This is a genomic window from uncultured Algibacter sp. (genome assembly GCF_947487575.1).
Classification (GTDB): domain Bacteria; phylum Bacteroidota; class Bacteroidia; order Flavobacteriales; family Flavobacteriaceae; genus Algibacter_B.
Window position 1 is genome coordinate 327,592 of sequence record NZ_CANKXG010000001.1, and the last position, 16,238, is coordinate 343,829.

The 16,238-nt window shown below is 33.0% G+C and carries 18 protein-coding genes; 9 read left to right on the forward strand and 9 right to left on the reverse strand.

Features of this window, described 5'->3' with window-relative positions; translation table 11 throughout:
* Positions 1-29: 29 nt before the first annotated feature.
* Positions 30-782 carry a UDP-2,3-diacylglucosamine diphosphatase gene (locus tag Q0870_RS01400; protein WP_298550364.1) on the forward strand — a complete coding sequence of 251 codons (753 nt, stop codon included), beginning with the start codon at positions 30-32 and terminating at the stop codon, positions 780-782.
* On the opposite strand, the gene Q0870_RS01405 is transcribed toward Q0870_RS01400, so the two are convergent.
* The 3 genes from Q0870_RS01405 to Q0870_RS01415 all read right to left on the reverse strand — a co-directional run bounded on the left by Q0870_RS01405 (position 779) and on the right by Q0870_RS01415 (position 4,319).
* The gene (locus Q0870_RS01405; protein ID WP_298550365.1) at positions 779-2,047 is read right to left on the reverse strand and encodes an MFS transporter; all 1,269 of its coding nucleotides are present in this window, start codon (positions 2,045-2,047) and stop codon (positions 779-781) included. The genes Q0870_RS01400 and Q0870_RS01405 overlap by 4 nt on opposite strands.
* Before the next feature lie 101 nt (positions 2,048-2,148).
* On the reverse strand, positions 2,149-3,849 hold the full coding sequence (gene recJ, locus Q0870_RS01410) for a single-stranded-DNA-specific exonuclease RecJ (protein WP_298550367.1): 1,701 nt from the start codon (positions 3,847-3,849) through the stop codon (positions 2,149-2,151).
* A gap of 47 nt (positions 3,850-3,896) precedes the next feature.
* On the reverse strand, positions 3,897-4,319 hold the full coding sequence (locus tag Q0870_RS01415; RefSeq protein ID WP_298550369.1) for an OsmC family protein: 423 nt from the start codon (positions 4,317-4,319) through the stop codon (positions 3,897-3,899).
* A gap of 56 nt (positions 4,320-4,375) precedes the next feature.
* On the opposite strand from Q0870_RS01415, the gene Q0870_RS01420 reads away from it, so the two are divergent.
* Positions 4,376-4,966 carry a carboxymuconolactone decarboxylase family protein gene (locus Q0870_RS01420; RefSeq protein WP_298550371.1) on the forward strand — a complete coding sequence of 197 codons (591 nt, stop codon included), beginning with the start codon at positions 4,376-4,378 and terminating at the stop codon, positions 4,964-4,966.
* Between the two features lie 220 nt (positions 4,967-5,186).
* Positions 5,187-5,375: a hypothetical protein gene (locus tag Q0870_RS01425; RefSeq protein ID WP_298550373.1), complete on the forward strand. Its 189-nt coding sequence runs from the start codon at positions 5,187-5,189 to the stop codon at positions 5,373-5,375.
* Positions 5,376-5,485: 110 nt separating this feature from the next.
* Here the strand turns inward: Q0870_RS01425 and Q0870_RS01430 are convergent, their stop codons facing one another.
* From Q0870_RS01430 to Q0870_RS01445, 4 genes are all read right to left on the reverse strand, one after another.
* Positions 5,486-6,055 (reverse strand): uracil-DNA glycosylase family protein, encoded by a 570-nt coding sequence (locus Q0870_RS01430; RefSeq protein WP_298550375.1) that lies wholly within the window; start codon positions 6,053-6,055, stop codon positions 5,486-5,488.
* A gap of 67 nt (positions 6,056-6,122) precedes the next feature.
* On the reverse strand, positions 6,123-6,467 hold the full coding sequence (locus tag Q0870_RS01435; protein ID WP_298550377.1) for a HopJ type III effector protein: 345 nt from the start codon (positions 6,465-6,467) through the stop codon (positions 6,123-6,125).
* Between the two features lie 17 nt (positions 6,468-6,484).
* Positions 6,485-7,159 carry a 16S rRNA (cytidine(1402)-2'-O)-methyltransferase gene (rsmI, locus tag Q0870_RS01440; RefSeq protein WP_298550379.1) on the reverse strand — a complete coding sequence of 225 codons (675 nt, stop codon included), beginning with the start codon at positions 7,157-7,159 and terminating at the stop codon, positions 6,485-6,487.
* 103 nt (positions 7,160-7,262) lie between these two features.
* Positions 7,263-7,988, reverse strand: coding sequence for a hypothetical protein (locus tag Q0870_RS01445; RefSeq protein WP_298550381.1), 726 nt, complete (start codon positions 7,986-7,988; stop codon positions 7,263-7,265).
* A gap of 107 nt (positions 7,989-8,095) precedes the next feature.
* Here Q0870_RS01445 and Q0870_RS01450 point away from each other — a divergent pair, with 107 nt between their 5' ends.
* From Q0870_RS01450 to Q0870_RS01475, 6 genes are all read left to right on the forward strand, one after another.
* Positions 8,096-8,743: a thymidine kinase gene (locus Q0870_RS01450; RefSeq protein ID WP_298550383.1), complete on the forward strand. Its 648-nt coding sequence runs from the start codon at positions 8,096-8,098 to the stop codon at positions 8,741-8,743.
* The gene (gene alr / locus Q0870_RS01455; RefSeq protein WP_298550385.1) at positions 8,736-9,845 is read left to right on the forward strand and encodes an alanine racemase; all 1,110 of its coding nucleotides are present in this window, start codon (positions 8,736-8,738) and stop codon (positions 9,843-9,845) included. Before Q0870_RS01450 ends, alr begins: the two co-directional genes overlap by 8 nt.
* Positions 9,846-9,919: 74 nt before the next feature.
* The gene (gene mscL, locus Q0870_RS01460; RefSeq protein ID WP_298550387.1) at positions 9,920-10,324 is read left to right on the forward strand and encodes a large conductance mechanosensitive channel protein MscL; all 405 of its coding nucleotides are present in this window, start codon (positions 9,920-9,922) and stop codon (positions 10,322-10,324) included.
* 136 nt (positions 10,325-10,460) lie between these two features.
* Positions 10,461-11,450 carry an aspartate-semialdehyde dehydrogenase gene (locus tag Q0870_RS01465; RefSeq protein WP_298550390.1) on the forward strand — a complete coding sequence of 330 codons (990 nt, stop codon included), beginning with the start codon at positions 10,461-10,463 and terminating at the stop codon, positions 11,448-11,450.
* Between the two features lie 95 nt (positions 11,451-11,545).
* Positions 11,546-13,627, forward strand: a complete 2,082-nt coding sequence (locus Q0870_RS01470; protein WP_298550392.1) for a prolyl oligopeptidase family serine peptidase — start codon at positions 11,546-11,548, stop codon at positions 13,625-13,627.
* A gap of 75 nt (positions 13,628-13,702) precedes the next feature.
* Complete coding sequence (locus tag Q0870_RS01475) at positions 13,703-14,611, forward strand: ABC transporter ATP-binding protein (RefSeq protein ID WP_298550394.1); 909 nt, start codon at positions 13,703-13,705, stop codon at positions 14,609-14,611.
* A 6-nt stretch (positions 14,612-14,617) separates the two neighbouring features.
* Here the strand turns inward: Q0870_RS01475 and Q0870_RS01480 are convergent, their stop codons facing one another.
* Together Q0870_RS01480 and Q0870_RS01485 are read right to left on the reverse strand one after the other, a co-directional pair.
* Positions 14,618-15,067: a 3-oxoacyl-ACP synthase gene (locus Q0870_RS01480; RefSeq protein WP_298550396.1), complete on the reverse strand. Its 450-nt coding sequence runs from the start codon at positions 15,065-15,067 to the stop codon at positions 14,618-14,620.
* A complete protein-coding gene (locus tag Q0870_RS01485) occupies positions 15,064-16,179 on the reverse strand; it encodes an FAD-dependent oxidoreductase (protein WP_298550398.1) in 1,116 nt (371 codons plus the stop codon). The genes Q0870_RS01480 and Q0870_RS01485 overlap by 4 nt, the downstream gene beginning before the upstream one ends.
* Positions 16,180-16,238: the final 59 nt, after the last annotated feature.

Genomic DNA, 16,238 nt, shown 5'->3' on the forward strand with positions numbered 1-16,238 from the left:
CGCAATCGCAGGAATTAGTATATTTACGCATGCAAATCCCAAAAGGAAAAAAAATATACTTCGCTTCAGATAATCATTTAGGAGCACCAACAAAGGAAGCTTCTTTTCCTCGCGAAAAGAAATTTGTAGCTTGGTTGGACGAGGTTAAGCACAATGCAGCCGCTATTTTCCTTTTAGGCGATTTATTCGATTTTTGGATGGAATTTAAAACCGTAGTTCCAAAAGGATTTACCAGAACATTGGGTAAACTAGCTGAAATTTCAGATTCTGGAATTCCTATTTATTACTTTGTTGGGAATCACGACCTTTGGATGAATGGCTATTTTGAAGAAGAACTCAATATTCCTGTTTATCACCAACCAAAAGAATTTACCTTTAATGATAAAACCTTTTTAATTGGTCATGGTGATGGCTTAGGGCCAGGAGATAAAGGTTATAAACGCATGAAAAAAGTGTTTACAAACCCCTTTTGTAAATGGTTATTCCGTTGGTTACACCCAGACTTAGGAGTACGAATGGCACAACACCTATCAGTAAAAAATAAACTTATTTCTGGCGATAACGATACTAAATTCCTTGGCGAAGAAAACGAATGGCTTGTACAATATTGCAAACGAAAATTAGAAAGCAAACACCGTGATTTCTTTGTGTTTGGTCACAGACACTTACCGCTTAATATAAACCTCAACGAAAAATCAAAATACATTAATCTAGGCGATTGGATTCAATATTATACTTATGGTGTTTTTGATGGAGAAAATTTAAAATTGAAGGAATTTTAAGCCTCACTTTCATGAGCATTCATATCGGCTCTTAAATCCAAATCCCTAAGTACAGGATTCTTAACACCAATTACGAAAACAGTAAGCAATGTCATGGTGCCACCAAAAACTACAGCAGCAACAGGCCCCATTAATTTGGCCGCCAAACTACTTTCAACAGCTCCTAATTCATTAGAAGACCCAACAAACATAGAATTTACAGAAGATACACGCCCACGCATATCATCAGGAGTTTTTAATTGTAAAATCGTCTGACGAATAATCATAGAAATACCATCTGCAGCGCCACTAATAAATAGCATTAAAACACTTACCAAAAAAATAGACGATAATCCAAAACCAATCATACTTACTCCAAATATAAAAATCGATATCAATAATTTTTTACCTGTTTTTTTGCTTATCGGAATATAAGTTGTAGCAAACATAGTCACTATACTTCCAAGAGAAATTGAGGCATTTAAAATACCTAAACCTTCACTTCCTACTTCTAAAACATCTTGAGCGAAAATTACTAGGATAGCAACAGTTCCTCCAAATAAAACCGCAATCATATCTAAGGTTAAAGCGCCTAAAATAGCCTTGTTTTGAAAAACAAAACGAATCCCTACTTTTAAGCTCTCTTTTACAGATTCACCAATTTTTTTATTTAGAATTGGTTTCTTTTTTATTAAAAAGGTTAGAAAAAAAGATATCACAACCAATACAAAAACAATCATCAAGGTTTTATCAACCCCAATCCAACTAATAAAAAAACCTCCAAAAAGTGCTCCTAAAACAGCTGCAATTTTCCAAGTACTTGTGCTCCAAGTAGCGGCATTAGGATATATTCTTTTAGGCACAATTAAGGCGACTAAAGAAAAAATGATAGGTCCGAAAAAAGAACGCAAAAAACCACCAAAAAATACAAGCACATAAATTGAATATAGAATAGCATTTGTTGACCAATTACCAACAACATCATCTGTAGTTAATAAATACAGTCCTAAACTAATTAAAGAAAAGGCTGCTATACAAATTGCTAATAGGGTTCTTTTTTCTTTTTGATCCACAATATGACCTGCAAATGGGGCCATAAAAAAAGCTGGAATAAATTCGCAAGCTCCTATTAAAAGCAAATTTAAAGGGTCTTTTGTTATACTATAGACTTGCCATTCAATAACAATAAATTGCATAGACCAACCAAAAACTAAAAACAAACGTAACAGTAAAAAAATATTAAATTCTTTTATTCGTAAGGCTGCATAAGGGTCAGTTTTTGCCATATTTCACATTCTTGAGAAGTCAGGAATCTCTTTATTTAAACATACACGTTTTTAAATCCTACCGTATATAGTTGAAAGATATTTTAAATTTAATACAAATTCTACTCTTGTTTTTTCAAATCCCTTAACTTCATCTGTAAACTCACATTTCCTCGCCACTCATTTTCATCAATGGAATATACGGCTCTAAATTGTTTTCCGTCAGAAATCAAATCAAATTTATTACCCATACTAAAACCAATTCCAACCATTCCGGCAGATGATTCTGGTTGCTTAACGGTTAATCTTAAATGTGCTTTATCTTCTCCAACACATTTTCCATAACCAGTGTCCAATAAGTTTTCACTCAAAAAAACAGGAGTCATATTACTTGGCCCATAAGGTGCAAACTGTTTTAAGATTCTATAAAATTTAGGTGTAACCTCTTTTAAATCAATTTTTACATCAATTTTAATCTCTGGAGTTAAAAGATTTCTATCAATAGTTTTTGAAACCTCATCCTCAAAAGCTTGTTTAAAGGCTTCGTAATTTTCTTCTTCAAGTGTTAAACCAGCGGCATATTTATGCCCTCCAAATTGTTCAATATGTTCTTTACAATTTCCTATGGCATTATAAATATCAAAACCGCGAACAGACCTTGCTGAAGCAGCCAACTTATTACCACTTTTAGTAAATACTATGGTAGGCCTGTAATAGGTTTCAGTTAGTCTAGAAGCCACAATACCAATAACGCCTTTATGCCAATCTTTATGGTAAACAACAGAAGTAAGGCGGTTCTGTTCTTTTTGTTCTTCAATTTGCTTAAGAGCTTCTTCTGTAATTCGTTTATCAGTTTCACGTCGGTCTAAATTATAGTCATTAATTTCAACAGCATACTGTCTTGCCATTTCTGGTTCTTCTTCAGTTAATAAAGTTACTGCATAGTTACCATGTTTCATCCGCCCAGCTGCATTTATTCTTGGCGCCACTATAAAAACAACATCTGTAATGGTTAATTCTGTTTTTTCAACCTGCTCTAAAATAGCTTTAATCCCAGATCTAGGGTTGGTGTTTATAACCATCAAGCCAAAATGAGCTAACACTCTGTTTTCGCCATTTATTGGTACTATATCTGCGCCAATTGCTGTGGCTACCAAATCTAAATATTCAATTAAATCTTCAGCTGTTTTTCCATCTTTTGAAGCTAATGCTTGTACTAATTTAAACCCTACACCGCAACCACATAATTCTTTAAAAGGATACTTGCAGTCTTCTTGTTTTGGATCTAAAACCGCTGCTGCTTCTGGAATTTCATCTCCTGGTCTATGATGATCACAAATAATAAAGTCAATACCCAATTTTTTAGAATGTGCTACTTTTTCAACAGCTTTTATTCCACAATCTAAAGCAATAATTAAAGAAAATTCATTTTCCAAGGCGAAGTTTATGCCTTTATATGAAACGCCGTAACCTTCATCATATCTATTAGGAATGTAAGTGTAAACTAAATTATGTTTGGTTTTTAGGTAGGAAGACATTAAAGCTACTGCCGTTGTACCATCCACATCATAATCACCATAAACCAAAATACTTTCGTTATTAGCAATGGCTTTTTCAATTCTTGCTACAGCCTTATCCATATCTTTCATTAAGAATGGATCATGTAATTCATTTAAACGGGGTCTGAAAAAAGATTTAGCATCTTCATAAGTCTCAACACCTCTATGCAACAACATAGTGGCTATTTTAGAATCTACTTGAAGTGCTTTTTGTAAAGCTTCAATTTTTTCCCTTTGAGGTTCAGGTTTTAGTGTCCAACGCATTGAGAGATAGCAATTTTTTAATAAAAGTTCAATAGATTTTGGGGTCTCTAATTCTTATGAAAATGAGTTTCAATTTTTAATTCTGAAAACTGACGAAACATTTCCATAACGCCACAATATTTTTCAATAGACAAATCAACAGCTCTTTGAAGTTTTTTTTCATTTAAATCATCACCATAAAAATGAAAATGCAAAGCTACTTTATCATAATATTTAGGATGCTCTTCTGTTAAATTAGCGTTAGTTTCCATTTTAAAGGCATCAACTTTTAACTTCATTTTTTTTATTAAAGCTGCCACGTCTAAACCAGAGCATCCTGCTAAACCAGATAGCATTAATGCCTTTGGCCTGTAGCCTTCACCTTTTCCGCCGCTTTCTTCTCCTGCATCAATAAATAAGTTATGTCCAGACGGATTTGTACTTTCAAACCTCATGTCTCCTAACCATTTTGTTGTAACCTCAACTACCATTTGTAAACTATTTTTCGTTTCTTGTAGGTATCAAAAATACTACAAAAAAAGAAAACATGCCTTTAGTAACGCCATTATCTGCTAATCATGATTTAGAAACCAAAAAACTAGCTGAGTTTTTTAATGAAACTTTAGGGTTTTGTCCTAACTCGGTTTTAACCATGCAACGCAGACCAGCAATTAGCAAAGCGTTTATTAACTTGAATAAAGCTGTTATGGCAAATGAAGGCCGTGTAACATCTGCCTTAAAACGCATGATTGCTTGGGTATCAAGTAACGCCACGGGTTGTAGGTATTGTCAAGCGCATGCTATACGCGCTGCGGAACGTTATGGAGCAGAGCAAGAACAACTTGATAATATTTGGGAATATAGAACACATCCTGCATTTAATGAAGCCGAACGTGCTGCTTTAGATTTTTCTTTATTGGCTAGTCAAGTGCCAAATGGTGTTGATGAAACTACTAAAAAACGTTTACACGAACATTGGGATGAAGGTGAAATTGTTGAAATGCTAGGTGTTATTTCTCTTTTTGGATATTTAAACCGATGGAACGATAGCATGGGAACCTCCATTGAAGATGGTGCTGTTGAAAGTGGCGAACAATATTTAGGGAAACATGGTTGGGAAAAAGGGAAGCATGTTTAGATTGCTAGATTTTTAGAGCGCTTAGCTTTTAGATAAATTAGATTGAAACCTTTCCAGAAATGGGGAGGTTTTTTGTTTCTTATAATTTCTTGAAACGAGATGTCCTTTTTTATTTAATACCAATATAGTAGCTTAGATATCAAGAATATAAACAAAGTGAATTTCATGTCTTAAAACATTTCAAAAGACTGATTTACTTTAGCAATAAATCAAAAATAAAATGGAAAATTATCTAATAACAGGAGCAATATTAAGTTTTGTGATTGGTATTTCTAAAGAATTGAGTTTAGGGAAATTAATTAGAATAAACCTACTTAAAAAGCTTTATTCAAAAGCATCTATCAAAGAAATTGAAAGTTTTGAAAAAAATACTAAAAGAGATTATAATTTCAATTGGAAGAAAAAATAAAATGAAAAAAAATCACTTAATTAGTTTTTAATGATAAACATACTACACCTTTAAAAGTATAATAATCTACGACCCATTTTCAGGTAGAGGTAAGTTTTACACACCATTAACTAAATCAAGTTTTTAATCCTTTCTCTCAACATAGGCAACACCTCAACCTCAAACCAAGGGTTTTTAGTCAACCAAAACCGATTTCTAGGAGATGGGTGTGGCAAAGGCAAACACTTAGGTAAGTATTCTTGAAAATTATCTACCGTTTCTGTTAATGTTTTTTTAGCAGCTTTTCCTAGGTAATACTTTTGAGCATACATGCCAATTAAAATAACAAGTTCAACATTTTTAAGTTTATCAAAAAGAGGTTTGTGCCATTGTGGAGCACATTCTGGTCTTGGAGGTAAATCTCCTGTTTTTCCTTTTCCTGGATAACAAAAACCCATAGGGATTATAGCAAATTTTTTCTCATCATAAAAGTCTTCATCAGTTACATTTAACCATTTTCTTAATTGCCTACCACTGGCATCATCCCAAGGAATTCCTGATGCATGTACTTTGGTTCCTGGTGCTTGACCAATAATAACAATTTTAGATTCTGGATGTGCTGACACTACAGGCCTTGGGCCTAAAACCAAATGTTCTTTGCAGATTGTGCATTGCGATATGTCGTTTAAGAGGTTTTTCATTACATTTTTTGAGGTTTCAAAAACACCCCTAAAGTCCCCTCAAGGGGACAATTCGTTAAAAAATAATTTACTTTTTAGTTAAAGTAATACCTTCAAAACTTAAACCTTCAAAACCAGTTTTCATGAAGTTTCTAATGTTTTGATGTCCGTCTCCATTTGGGTCTTTTAAAACATCATCAAAATAGTATTGCCCAAAACAAGCTAAAGTGTCATCTTTAGATAAACCTTGTGCTTTTGCAAATGCAAATAATTTACACGACCCAGAGTTTTGTCCTTCGGCATTTTCTAAAATCCCGTTTTTAAAAGCTGTTGGGGTAAACTCATAGTTTTCATCAACAACACTCATAGTTTCAGAAAATTCAATCTGTTTAGGTGTATGCTTTAATTTCGTTTTAAATGATTCTATATTCATTTTTAATTTTTAAAATTTCACTTTCCTTTCCCTCCAACCACAACAACAATCTCACCTTTTGGTGGTTTATTCGTATAATATTCTAAAACCTCTTTGGCAGTCCCTCTGATGGTTTCTTCAAATAATTTAGTCAACTCTCTAGATACCGAAACATGTCTGTCTTCTCCAAAATACTCACAAAAATGCCCTAAAGTTTTTACTAGTTTATGTGGGCTTTCGTAAAAAATGATGGTTCTGGTTTCTTCAGCTAGTAGTAATAATCGCGTTTGACGCCCTTTTTTAACAGGTAAAAAACCTTCAAACACAAATTTATCATTAGGTAAACCTGAATTTACAAGTGCTGGAACAAATGCTGTTGCTCCTGGCAAACAGTCTACTTCAATATTATTTTCGATACAAGCACGAGATAATAAAAATCCAGGGTCTGAAATGGCTGGTGTTCCTGCATCGCTAATCAATGCGACAGATGTTCCTGATTTAAGTTTTTGAATGATGTTTTCAACCGTTTTATGCTCATTATGCATGTGATGCGATTGCATGTGGGTTGAAATCTCGTAATGTTTTAAGAGTTTGCCTGAGGTTCGGGTGTCTTCTGCTAAAATTAAATCGACGTCTTTTAGAACTTCTATAGCTCTAAATGTGATGTCTTTTAAATTTCCGATTGGTGTCGGAACTATGTATAATTTACTCATTTGTGTTAGTGATTGCAGTGGTTAGCTTTTGGCGAGGCGAGCATCGAGCCAAAACTATGAACGAAAAGCACGACCGCGTTTTTTTCGCGGTAACACCCAAATTTTAATTAAACTTTGCTTCTATAATTTCCATAAAGCGCTCTTCAAACTCTTCTTTATCTGCCCAATTATTATAATCTGGTTTTACCATGTTTTCTATAAAATGCTTTGCATCATCAAACGAAGCAGAGGTATTTAATTGTGATAATACCCGATTGTAGTCTTCACTTTTCCCATCAAATAAATGCTTAATAAAGGCTATTTTATCGTTAAGACCTATATTTAGTCCTCCAACTTTAAGTTGATCATTTAACGACACTTTTCCGTTTGAAATCCCATTAGTTTTTGAAACAGGCTCAAAAACAGGAGTGTCTTCAAACCCAGCAGTAATATCTTCTAAATTGTGTCTTTTAATCGGCTCTTTAGAAATGGTATCATTTTCTTCTGTATCATCTGGCATATGCGCTACCATGTCCTTGATTTTACTCATTACAGGTTCCATAATAGCGTCCTGATCAACCTCATCAAGATTAATATATATTTTGTCTTCAACCTCAATGTTATCACTAACTTTATTATTAAAAGCGCTATCTAACATATCAAAAAATGAAGAATCACTCCCAATAGTTGGTATATCTCCATCAAAATTTTCGTGCGCAAATTTTAAAACTGATAATTTTTCTTGGAGTACAGAAACCTCAGCATACATTTTTATAACATCTTCCTTACCCTTTAGCTTAAGAATTCTATGTGCTATACTAACGAGTTCTGATTCAAGCTTCTTCTTCATTGTTTATAAATTTTAAATTATTGCACTTTAGCCTTTTGTTTTTTAATAAATTTACGCCACCTTTATAAAAACGATAAATTGCTACAATTTAGTGTTAAAATTACAAAATGTTTCTTGAAAATACAGTAAATCATAAAGAACAATTTGGCTGGATAGAAGTTATATGTGGCTCCATGTTTTCTGGAAAAACTGAAGAACTTATTCGTAGGCTTAGGCGCGCGCAGTTTGCAAGGCAAAAAGTTGAAATTTTTAAACCTGCAATTGATGTGCGTTATGATGAGGATATGGTAGTCTCTCATGACGAAAATCAAATTCGCTCTACACCTGTCCCTGCTGCAGCAAATATTCCAATATTAGCTGATGGTTGTGATGTAGTTGGTATTGATGAAGCTCAGTTTTTTGATGATGAAATTGTTCGCGTTTGTAACGATTTGGCAAATAAAGGTGTTCGGGTAATTGTGGCTGGATTGGATATGGATTTTAAAGGTAATCCTTTTGGACCCATGCCTAATCTTATGGCAACTGCAGAATATGTAACTAAAGTGCATGCGGTTTGTACAAGAACAGGAAATTTAGCGCAGTATAGTTACAGGAAAAATCAAAATGACAATCTGGTTTTACTAGGAGAAGTTAATGAATATGAACCCTTAAGTAGAGCAGCGTATTATAAAGCGATGCTACGTGACAAAGTGAGACACATGAAGGTAAACGAAGCCGAAGAAGTAAATACCAAACCTAAAGATTCCAATGGCTAAAGCACAAGAAACCGTGCTTGAAATAGACTTAAAAGCACTTAAATATAATTTTGAATATCTTAAATCGAAATTACAAGCTAACACCAATTTTTTAGCAGTTGTAAAGGCTTTTGGATATGGAAGTGATGCTTGTGAAATTGCAAAATATTTACAAGATTTAAATGTTAATTACTTTGCTGTAGCTTATACCAATGAAGGGGTTGCGCTTAGAAAAGCTGGTATTACACAGCCCATTTTGGTACTGCACCCACAAACCATAAACTTTAAAAGTTTAATAGAGCATTGCTTAGAGCCTAGTATTTATAATGCTAAAATTTTAAACGAATTTATTACAGTCGCCTCCGCGGAAAAACAAACCGAATATCCTATTCATATTAAATTTAATACAGGTTTAAACAGATTAGGGTTTTCTGATGATGCAGTTGAATCTATAATTTCTAAATTGAAAACTTCTGAAGCAGTAAAAGTGAAATCGATTTTCTCACATTTAGCTGCAAGTGAAGATTTAAATGAAAAAGAATTTACTTTAAACCAGATTGAAACCTTTAAACAAATAGCGGATAATTTTACTAACCAGATTGGTTATAAACCCATATTACATGCTTGTAATACCTCTGGTGTTTTAAATTATCCTGAAGCTCATTTTGATATGGTGCGTTGTGGTATTGGACTCTATGGTTTTGGAAATTCTGAAAAAGAAAACCAACATTTAAAACCTATTGGTACTTTAAAAACTGTTATTTCTCAAATTCATACTATTAAAGAAGGTGACTCTGTTGGTTATAACCGAGCATTTAAAAGCGACTCCGTTTTAAAAACGGCTACGCTACCTATTGGACACGCTGATGGCATTGGAAGACATTATGGAAACGGTAAAGGTTTCGTTACAGTTCATGGCCAAAAAGCTCCAATAATTGGTAACGTATGTATGGACATGATTATGGTTAATATTACCAATATTGACTGTAAAGAAGGGGATGAAGTAATTGTTTTTGGAGAAAACCCAACTGCAGAAGATGTTGCAGTAACTGCCAATAGTATTTCTTATGAGATTATAACATCTATTTCTCAAAGAGTTAAACGTATATATATTAGTAAATAAATTAGTTACAAGATGTGACTTTTTTAATTATCTTGGTCACAATAATATATTTAACCATTAAAAAACTAGTAAAAATGTTAAAAGAATTTAAAGATTTTATCATGACAGGAAATGTCATTGATTTTGCAGTTGCCGTAATAATGGCGGGTGCTTTGGGTGCTGTTATTAACGGATTCGTTTCTAAAATTGCTATGCCACTTATTGGCCTAGTAACTGGTGGTGTTAGTTTCTCTGATAAATTTTGGACTCCTGGAGATGAAGTTTACAAAACTGTTGAAGCTGCAAAAGAAGCAGGTGTTGCGGCAGTAGAGTATGGTGCATGGATAGACACTATAATTAGTTTAATTGTAGTTGGTTTTGTTATGTTTTTAATTGTTAAGGCTTACAACAAAACAAAAAAACCAGCAGAAGAAGCAGCTCCAGCAGGACCAACTCAAGAAGAATTATTAGCAGACATTAGAGATTTGCTTAAAAAATAACAAACTGTTAAATAAATAACACAGTGTTATTTGTTGTTAAAAAGCCCTCGTTTATAAAAAATGAGGGCTTTTTTTAGATTCTAAAATAGAATTAATACTTAATTTTGCCACACAAAATTTATTAAAATTTAAAAAAATGAAAGTAGCTGTTGTCGGTGCCACTGGAATGGTTGGCGAAGTGATGTTAAAAGTTCTTGCAGAACGTAATTTTCCTGTAACAGAATTAATCCCTGTTGCATCTGAACGTTCTTTAGGAAAAACAATAACATACAAAGGCAAAGATTATAAAGTTGTTGTTTTAGAAACTGCTGTTTCTATGAAACCAGATATCGCTTTATTTTCTGCTGGTGGAGATACCTCATTAGAATGGGCTCCAAAATTTGCAGAAGTTGGTACAACTGTAGTTGATAATTCTTCAGCTTGGAGAATGGATCCAACTAAAAAATTAGTGGTTCCAGAAATAAATGCCAACGAATTAACTAAAGCAGATAAAATTATAGCTAACCCGAATTGTTCTACAATTCAATTAGTTATGGCTTTAAATCCACTTCATAAAAAATATAAAATGAAACGTGTTGTTGTTTCAACTTATCAATCTGTTTCTGGTACTGGTGTTAAAGCAGTTCGCCAATTAGAAAATGAAATTGCAGGTGTTGAAGGTGAAATGGCTTACCCTTATCCTATTGGAAGAAATGCATTACCGCATTGTGATGTTTTTGAAGACAACGGATATACTAAAGAGGAAATGAAATTAGCCAGAGAACCTCAAAAAATAATGAACGACAGAACATTTTCTGTGTCTGCAACAGCTGTTAGAATTCCTACTGCAGGTGGACATTCAGAATCTGTAAATGTTGAATTTGAAAACGATTTTGATTTGGCTGATGTTCGTCAATTATTAAGTGAAACTCCTGGTGTTGTTGTTCAAGATAATATAAACACTAACACCTATCCAATGCCTATTTTTGCACATGAAAAAGATGAGGTTTTTGTAGGTCGAATTCGTAGAGATGAAACACAACCAAATACTTTAAATATGTGGATTGTTGCCGACAACCTTCGTAAAGGAGCTGCAACTAACACTGTTCAAATAGCAGAATATTTAATTGAGCATAAATTAGTTTAATAATTCTTTACTAAACATATCTTAAAGCCTCTGATTTACAGAGGCTTTTTTTATTTTTGAAAGATTAAGTAGAGTTTCTAAAAAATAAAATTGCTGTGAATTATCCAAAAACCAAAACTGTAGATACTGTAGACACCTATTTTAATGTAAAAGTTAAAGACCCTTACAGATGGTTAGAAGATGATAGAAGTGAGGATACAAAAGCTTGGGTTAAAGCTCAAAACAGAACTACCTTTAGTTATTTAGACAATATTTCATACCGCGAAGCACTAAAAGAAAGACTTACTAAATTATGGAATTACGAAAAAATAGGAGCACCTTTTAAAGAAGGTGAATACACCTATTATTATAAAAATGATGGACTTCAAAACCAATATGTTATTTATCGTCACAATACAGGTAAAGACCCAACTACAGCAACTCTATTTTTAGACCCAAATACTTTTAGTGAAGATGGTACAATATCTCTGGGCGGTATAAGTTTTTCAAAAGATGGCAGTAAACTAGCCTATTCCATTTCTGAAGGAGGAAGTGATTGGAGAAAGATTTTGATTATGGATACCGAAAGCAAAGAAATTATTGAAGATACACTTGTTGATATTAAATTTAGCGGTATGTCTTGGTATAAAAACGAAGGCTTTTATTATTCAAGTTATGATAAACCCAAGGGGAGCGAACTATCTTCTAAAACAGATCAACATAAAGTTTACTATCATAAACTAGGAACATCACAAAAAGAAGACCATCTAGTTTACGGTGGCTCGCTCGCTGAAAAACACCGTTATATCTACGCAACGGTAACCGAAGACAATCGTTACTTAATAATTTCACCTAGGATTTCAACTTCTGGGAATAAGTTATTTATAAAAGATTTATCTAAACCAAAAAGTAAATTAGTTAGCATTCTTAATCATACAGAAAGTGATACTTATATTATTGAAAACGAAAGAAGCAAGCTATATCTTGTTACAAATTTGAATGCACCAAATAAAAAAATAGTTACCGTTGATGCCTCAAATCCAACTCCAGATAATTGGGTAGATTTTATTCCAGAAACAGAAAACGTTTTAAATCCTTCTACAGGTGGAGGTTATTTCTTTACGGAATATATGGTTGATGCTGTTTCTAAGATTTTACAATATGATTATACTGGTAAATTAATTAGAGAAATAAAATTGCCAGGTACTGGCAGCGCAGGTGGCTTTACTACTAAAAAAGTAGAAACAGAACTATACTATTCTTTTACAAACTATAAAACTCCAGGAAACATATTCAAATATAATATTAAAAACGGCTCTTCTCAATTATATAGTAAACCTAATATCGATTTCAACCCAGAAGATTATGAAAGCAATCAAGTTTTTTATACGTCAAAAGACGGTACGAAAATCCCAATGATAATTACACATAAAAAAGGGTTAGAATTAAATAGCAAAAACCCAACAATTCTTTATGGTTATGGTGGATTCAATATAAGTTTAACACCTAACTTTAGTATTACTAATGCCATTTGGATGGAACAAGGTGGTATTCTAGCTGTTCCAAATCTCCGTGGTGGAGGCGAGTACGGCAAAGCCTGGCACGACGCAGGTACTAAACTAAAAAAGCAAAATGTATTCGACGATTTTATAGCTGCAACGGAATATTTATTTGAAAAAAAATATACATCCTCAGAATATTTAGCATTAAGAGGTGGCTCAAATGGTGGCTTATTAGTAGGAGCAACAATGACGCAACGTCCAAATTTAGCCAAAGTCGTATTACCAGCTGTTGGTGTTTTAGATATGCTACGTTATCATACCTTTACTGCAGGAGCAGGTTGGGCATATGATTATGGAACAGCTGAAGACAATAAAGAAATGTTTGAATATTTAAAAGGGTATTCACCTCTGCACAATATTGAAACTGGGGTTGTATACCCTGCAACGTTAATAACTACTGGCGATCATGACGACCGTGTTGTACCTGCTCACAGCTTTAAATTTGCTGCCGAATTACAAAGCAAACAAATAGGAAATAACCCAACATTAATAAGAATTGAAACTGATGCTGGGCATGGTGCCGGAACACCAGTAAATAAAACTATTCAGCAATACGCCGATATTTTTGGATTTACATTATACAATATGGGGTTTGAAGTTTTACCTAGTATAGCGAATGACAAATTAAAAGAGTAATACACCATATACTTTTTATCAAAAACACGCTTCCAGACTATAAGCGTGTTTTTTTTATACTATTTTTGCAATGCTATGTTAAACGTTAAAAATCTTACTTTTTCTTACGATAAAACAGCTGTTTTAAAAAACATCTCTTTTAAGGCTAAACATGGAGAACATGTTGTCATTATTGGAGAAAGTGGTTCTGGAAAAAGCACCTTACTAAAAGTTTTATACGGTGAATATGATTTAAACGATGGTCATATCTTTTGGAACAATGAAGAAATTTTAGGGCCAAAATACAATTTAGTTATTGGCTACGATTTTATGAAGTATGTAGCCCAAGAATTTGATTTGATGCCTTTTATAACTGTAGCAGAAAATATAGGTAAATTTCTGTCTCGTTTTTATCTAGAAGAAAAAGAAAAACGAACTGCAGAATTACTTGAAGTTGTAGAGCTTACCCAATTCGCAAATATCAAAGTTAAAACCTTAAGTGGTGGACAAAAACAACGTGTTGCTTTAGCTCGCGCATTAGCTAAACAACCAGAAATTATCTTACTAGACGAGCCATTTAGCCATATTGATAATTTTAAAAAACAAAGTCTTCGCAGAAGCGTTTTTAGATATTTAAAAGCCAAAAACATAACTTGCATTGTGGCAACTCACGATAAAGAGGATGTCTTGGGCTTTGCTGACAAAATGATTGTTTTAAACAACAATGAAATTGAAGTTAACGATTTACCTGAAACGCTCTACAAAAACCCAAAAACGCCCTTAATAGCATCATTTTTTGGAGAGTTTAATATCATAAATGATAACATAATTTATTCAAATCAGTTAAAAGTTGTTGAACATTCAAGCTTAAAAGCTACTGTTAAGACTTCATATTTTAAAGGTCACTATTATTTAATTGAAGCAATTTTAAATGACAAACCTGTGTTTCTTGAGCATCATCAAACTTTAAAAGAAGGCGCACTCGTTTACCTTTCTGTTGAATAAATAGGATTATAAAGTCTTAATAATTTCAAACACTTGCTCTCTAAATTTTATTGTAGAACCAATAGCCTTCCCAAGAAGAAGCTGCCCGATTGGTGTATTTGCGGAAATAGCATAAAATGTGTTATTACCAACCTGCAGTTCTCCAGCTGATATACCAATAAAATAGTTGGACTTTGTGGTAAAAACGACACTTCCTAATCCAATAGTATTGGAAGTATTTTCTATATTAAATTTAGATAGTAATGCTCTAGTTTTTTCAATTTCTACTAATTGATTTCCTGCTTTTTCACGTTCTAGTTGCAACATAGCACGTCCCGTTTCGTGCTTATCACCAGCACTACTTTTAGTTTCGGATTGTAATGATACTTGAATCTCTTTAATTGTATTTTGAACCGTCTGATAACGGCTTTCAATAAATTCTAGACATTGATTATATAACTCTTCTTTTATATTCATTTTACTAATTTTGCTAATTCTTTTCCAACCAAACTCCCTATGGCAATGCCCATACCGCCAAGGCGAACACCACAAAATACATTATTACTTAGTTGTTTCACAATTGCTTTTTTCTGATTTCCAACTCCCATAATCCCACTCCACCTATGTTCAATTTCAAAAGTTGTTTCTGGTAAAATAATTTTTTTCAAAAAGTCTTCTAGCTTGTTTTGAATTAATTCTGTTTGGTTAAATTCTGTAGTTTCTTCGCCTTTAAAATCTAAGTGTCGCCCACCTCCAAGGAGAATTCTATTATTAATATTTCTGAAATAGTAATAGCCCCTATCTAAATGAAATGTGCCATTTATATGTAAACCATCAATAGGTTTGGTTATTAATACTTGTGCTCTAGCAGGTTTTACTTTTTGGTTAATTAGTTGTGATGCAAAACCATTTGTAGCAATAATTAATTTTGAAGTAGAAAATTCGAACCGACTAGTTTTTACTTTTACTGAGTTATTAGCTTCTGAAAAACTCTCGACCTGAATATTATTTAATATTTTGATGCCTTTTGAATACACTTTTTCAAGTAAGGCTTCCATTATTTTTCCTGTATCAATCTGACCTTCGAATTGATTAAAAATGTATTGTTTATTTATACCTTTAAAGTTGAATACGTTATCCTTTAAAATGAAAACGTTATCCTTAAAAAGGGGTTTTAATAATTTATTAATCACTTCTTTTTTTAATATGCAGTTTTCAAATAATGCTTTGTCTGAATCTAAAAACAATTCGTAACCTCCTAATTGTTGATAATCAATTTGTTTGTCTCCAAGGGTTTGTCTTAATAGTTTTAAACCATTAGCCCGTTTTGAAATGAGTTCGATAACATCCTGTTCGGCATGTGTTTTTAAATCATCAAGAATTTCACTTAAACTCCCGAAACAGGCAAAACCAGCATTTTTTGTACTAGCACCTTGTGGTAATGTTCCTTTTTCGAGGATTAAAATTTTCGATTTGGGATGTTGTTCTTTTAATTGAAGTGCACAATTAAGCCCTACAATACCACTACCAACAATGCAAAAATCTATGCTTGATAGCCATGATTTTATTTCCCAATATGATAAATTCATGAAGCTAAGTTATAATTTTAAATTAAAGTTTGGGACTGCGTTAGGGATTGAAGCGGCAT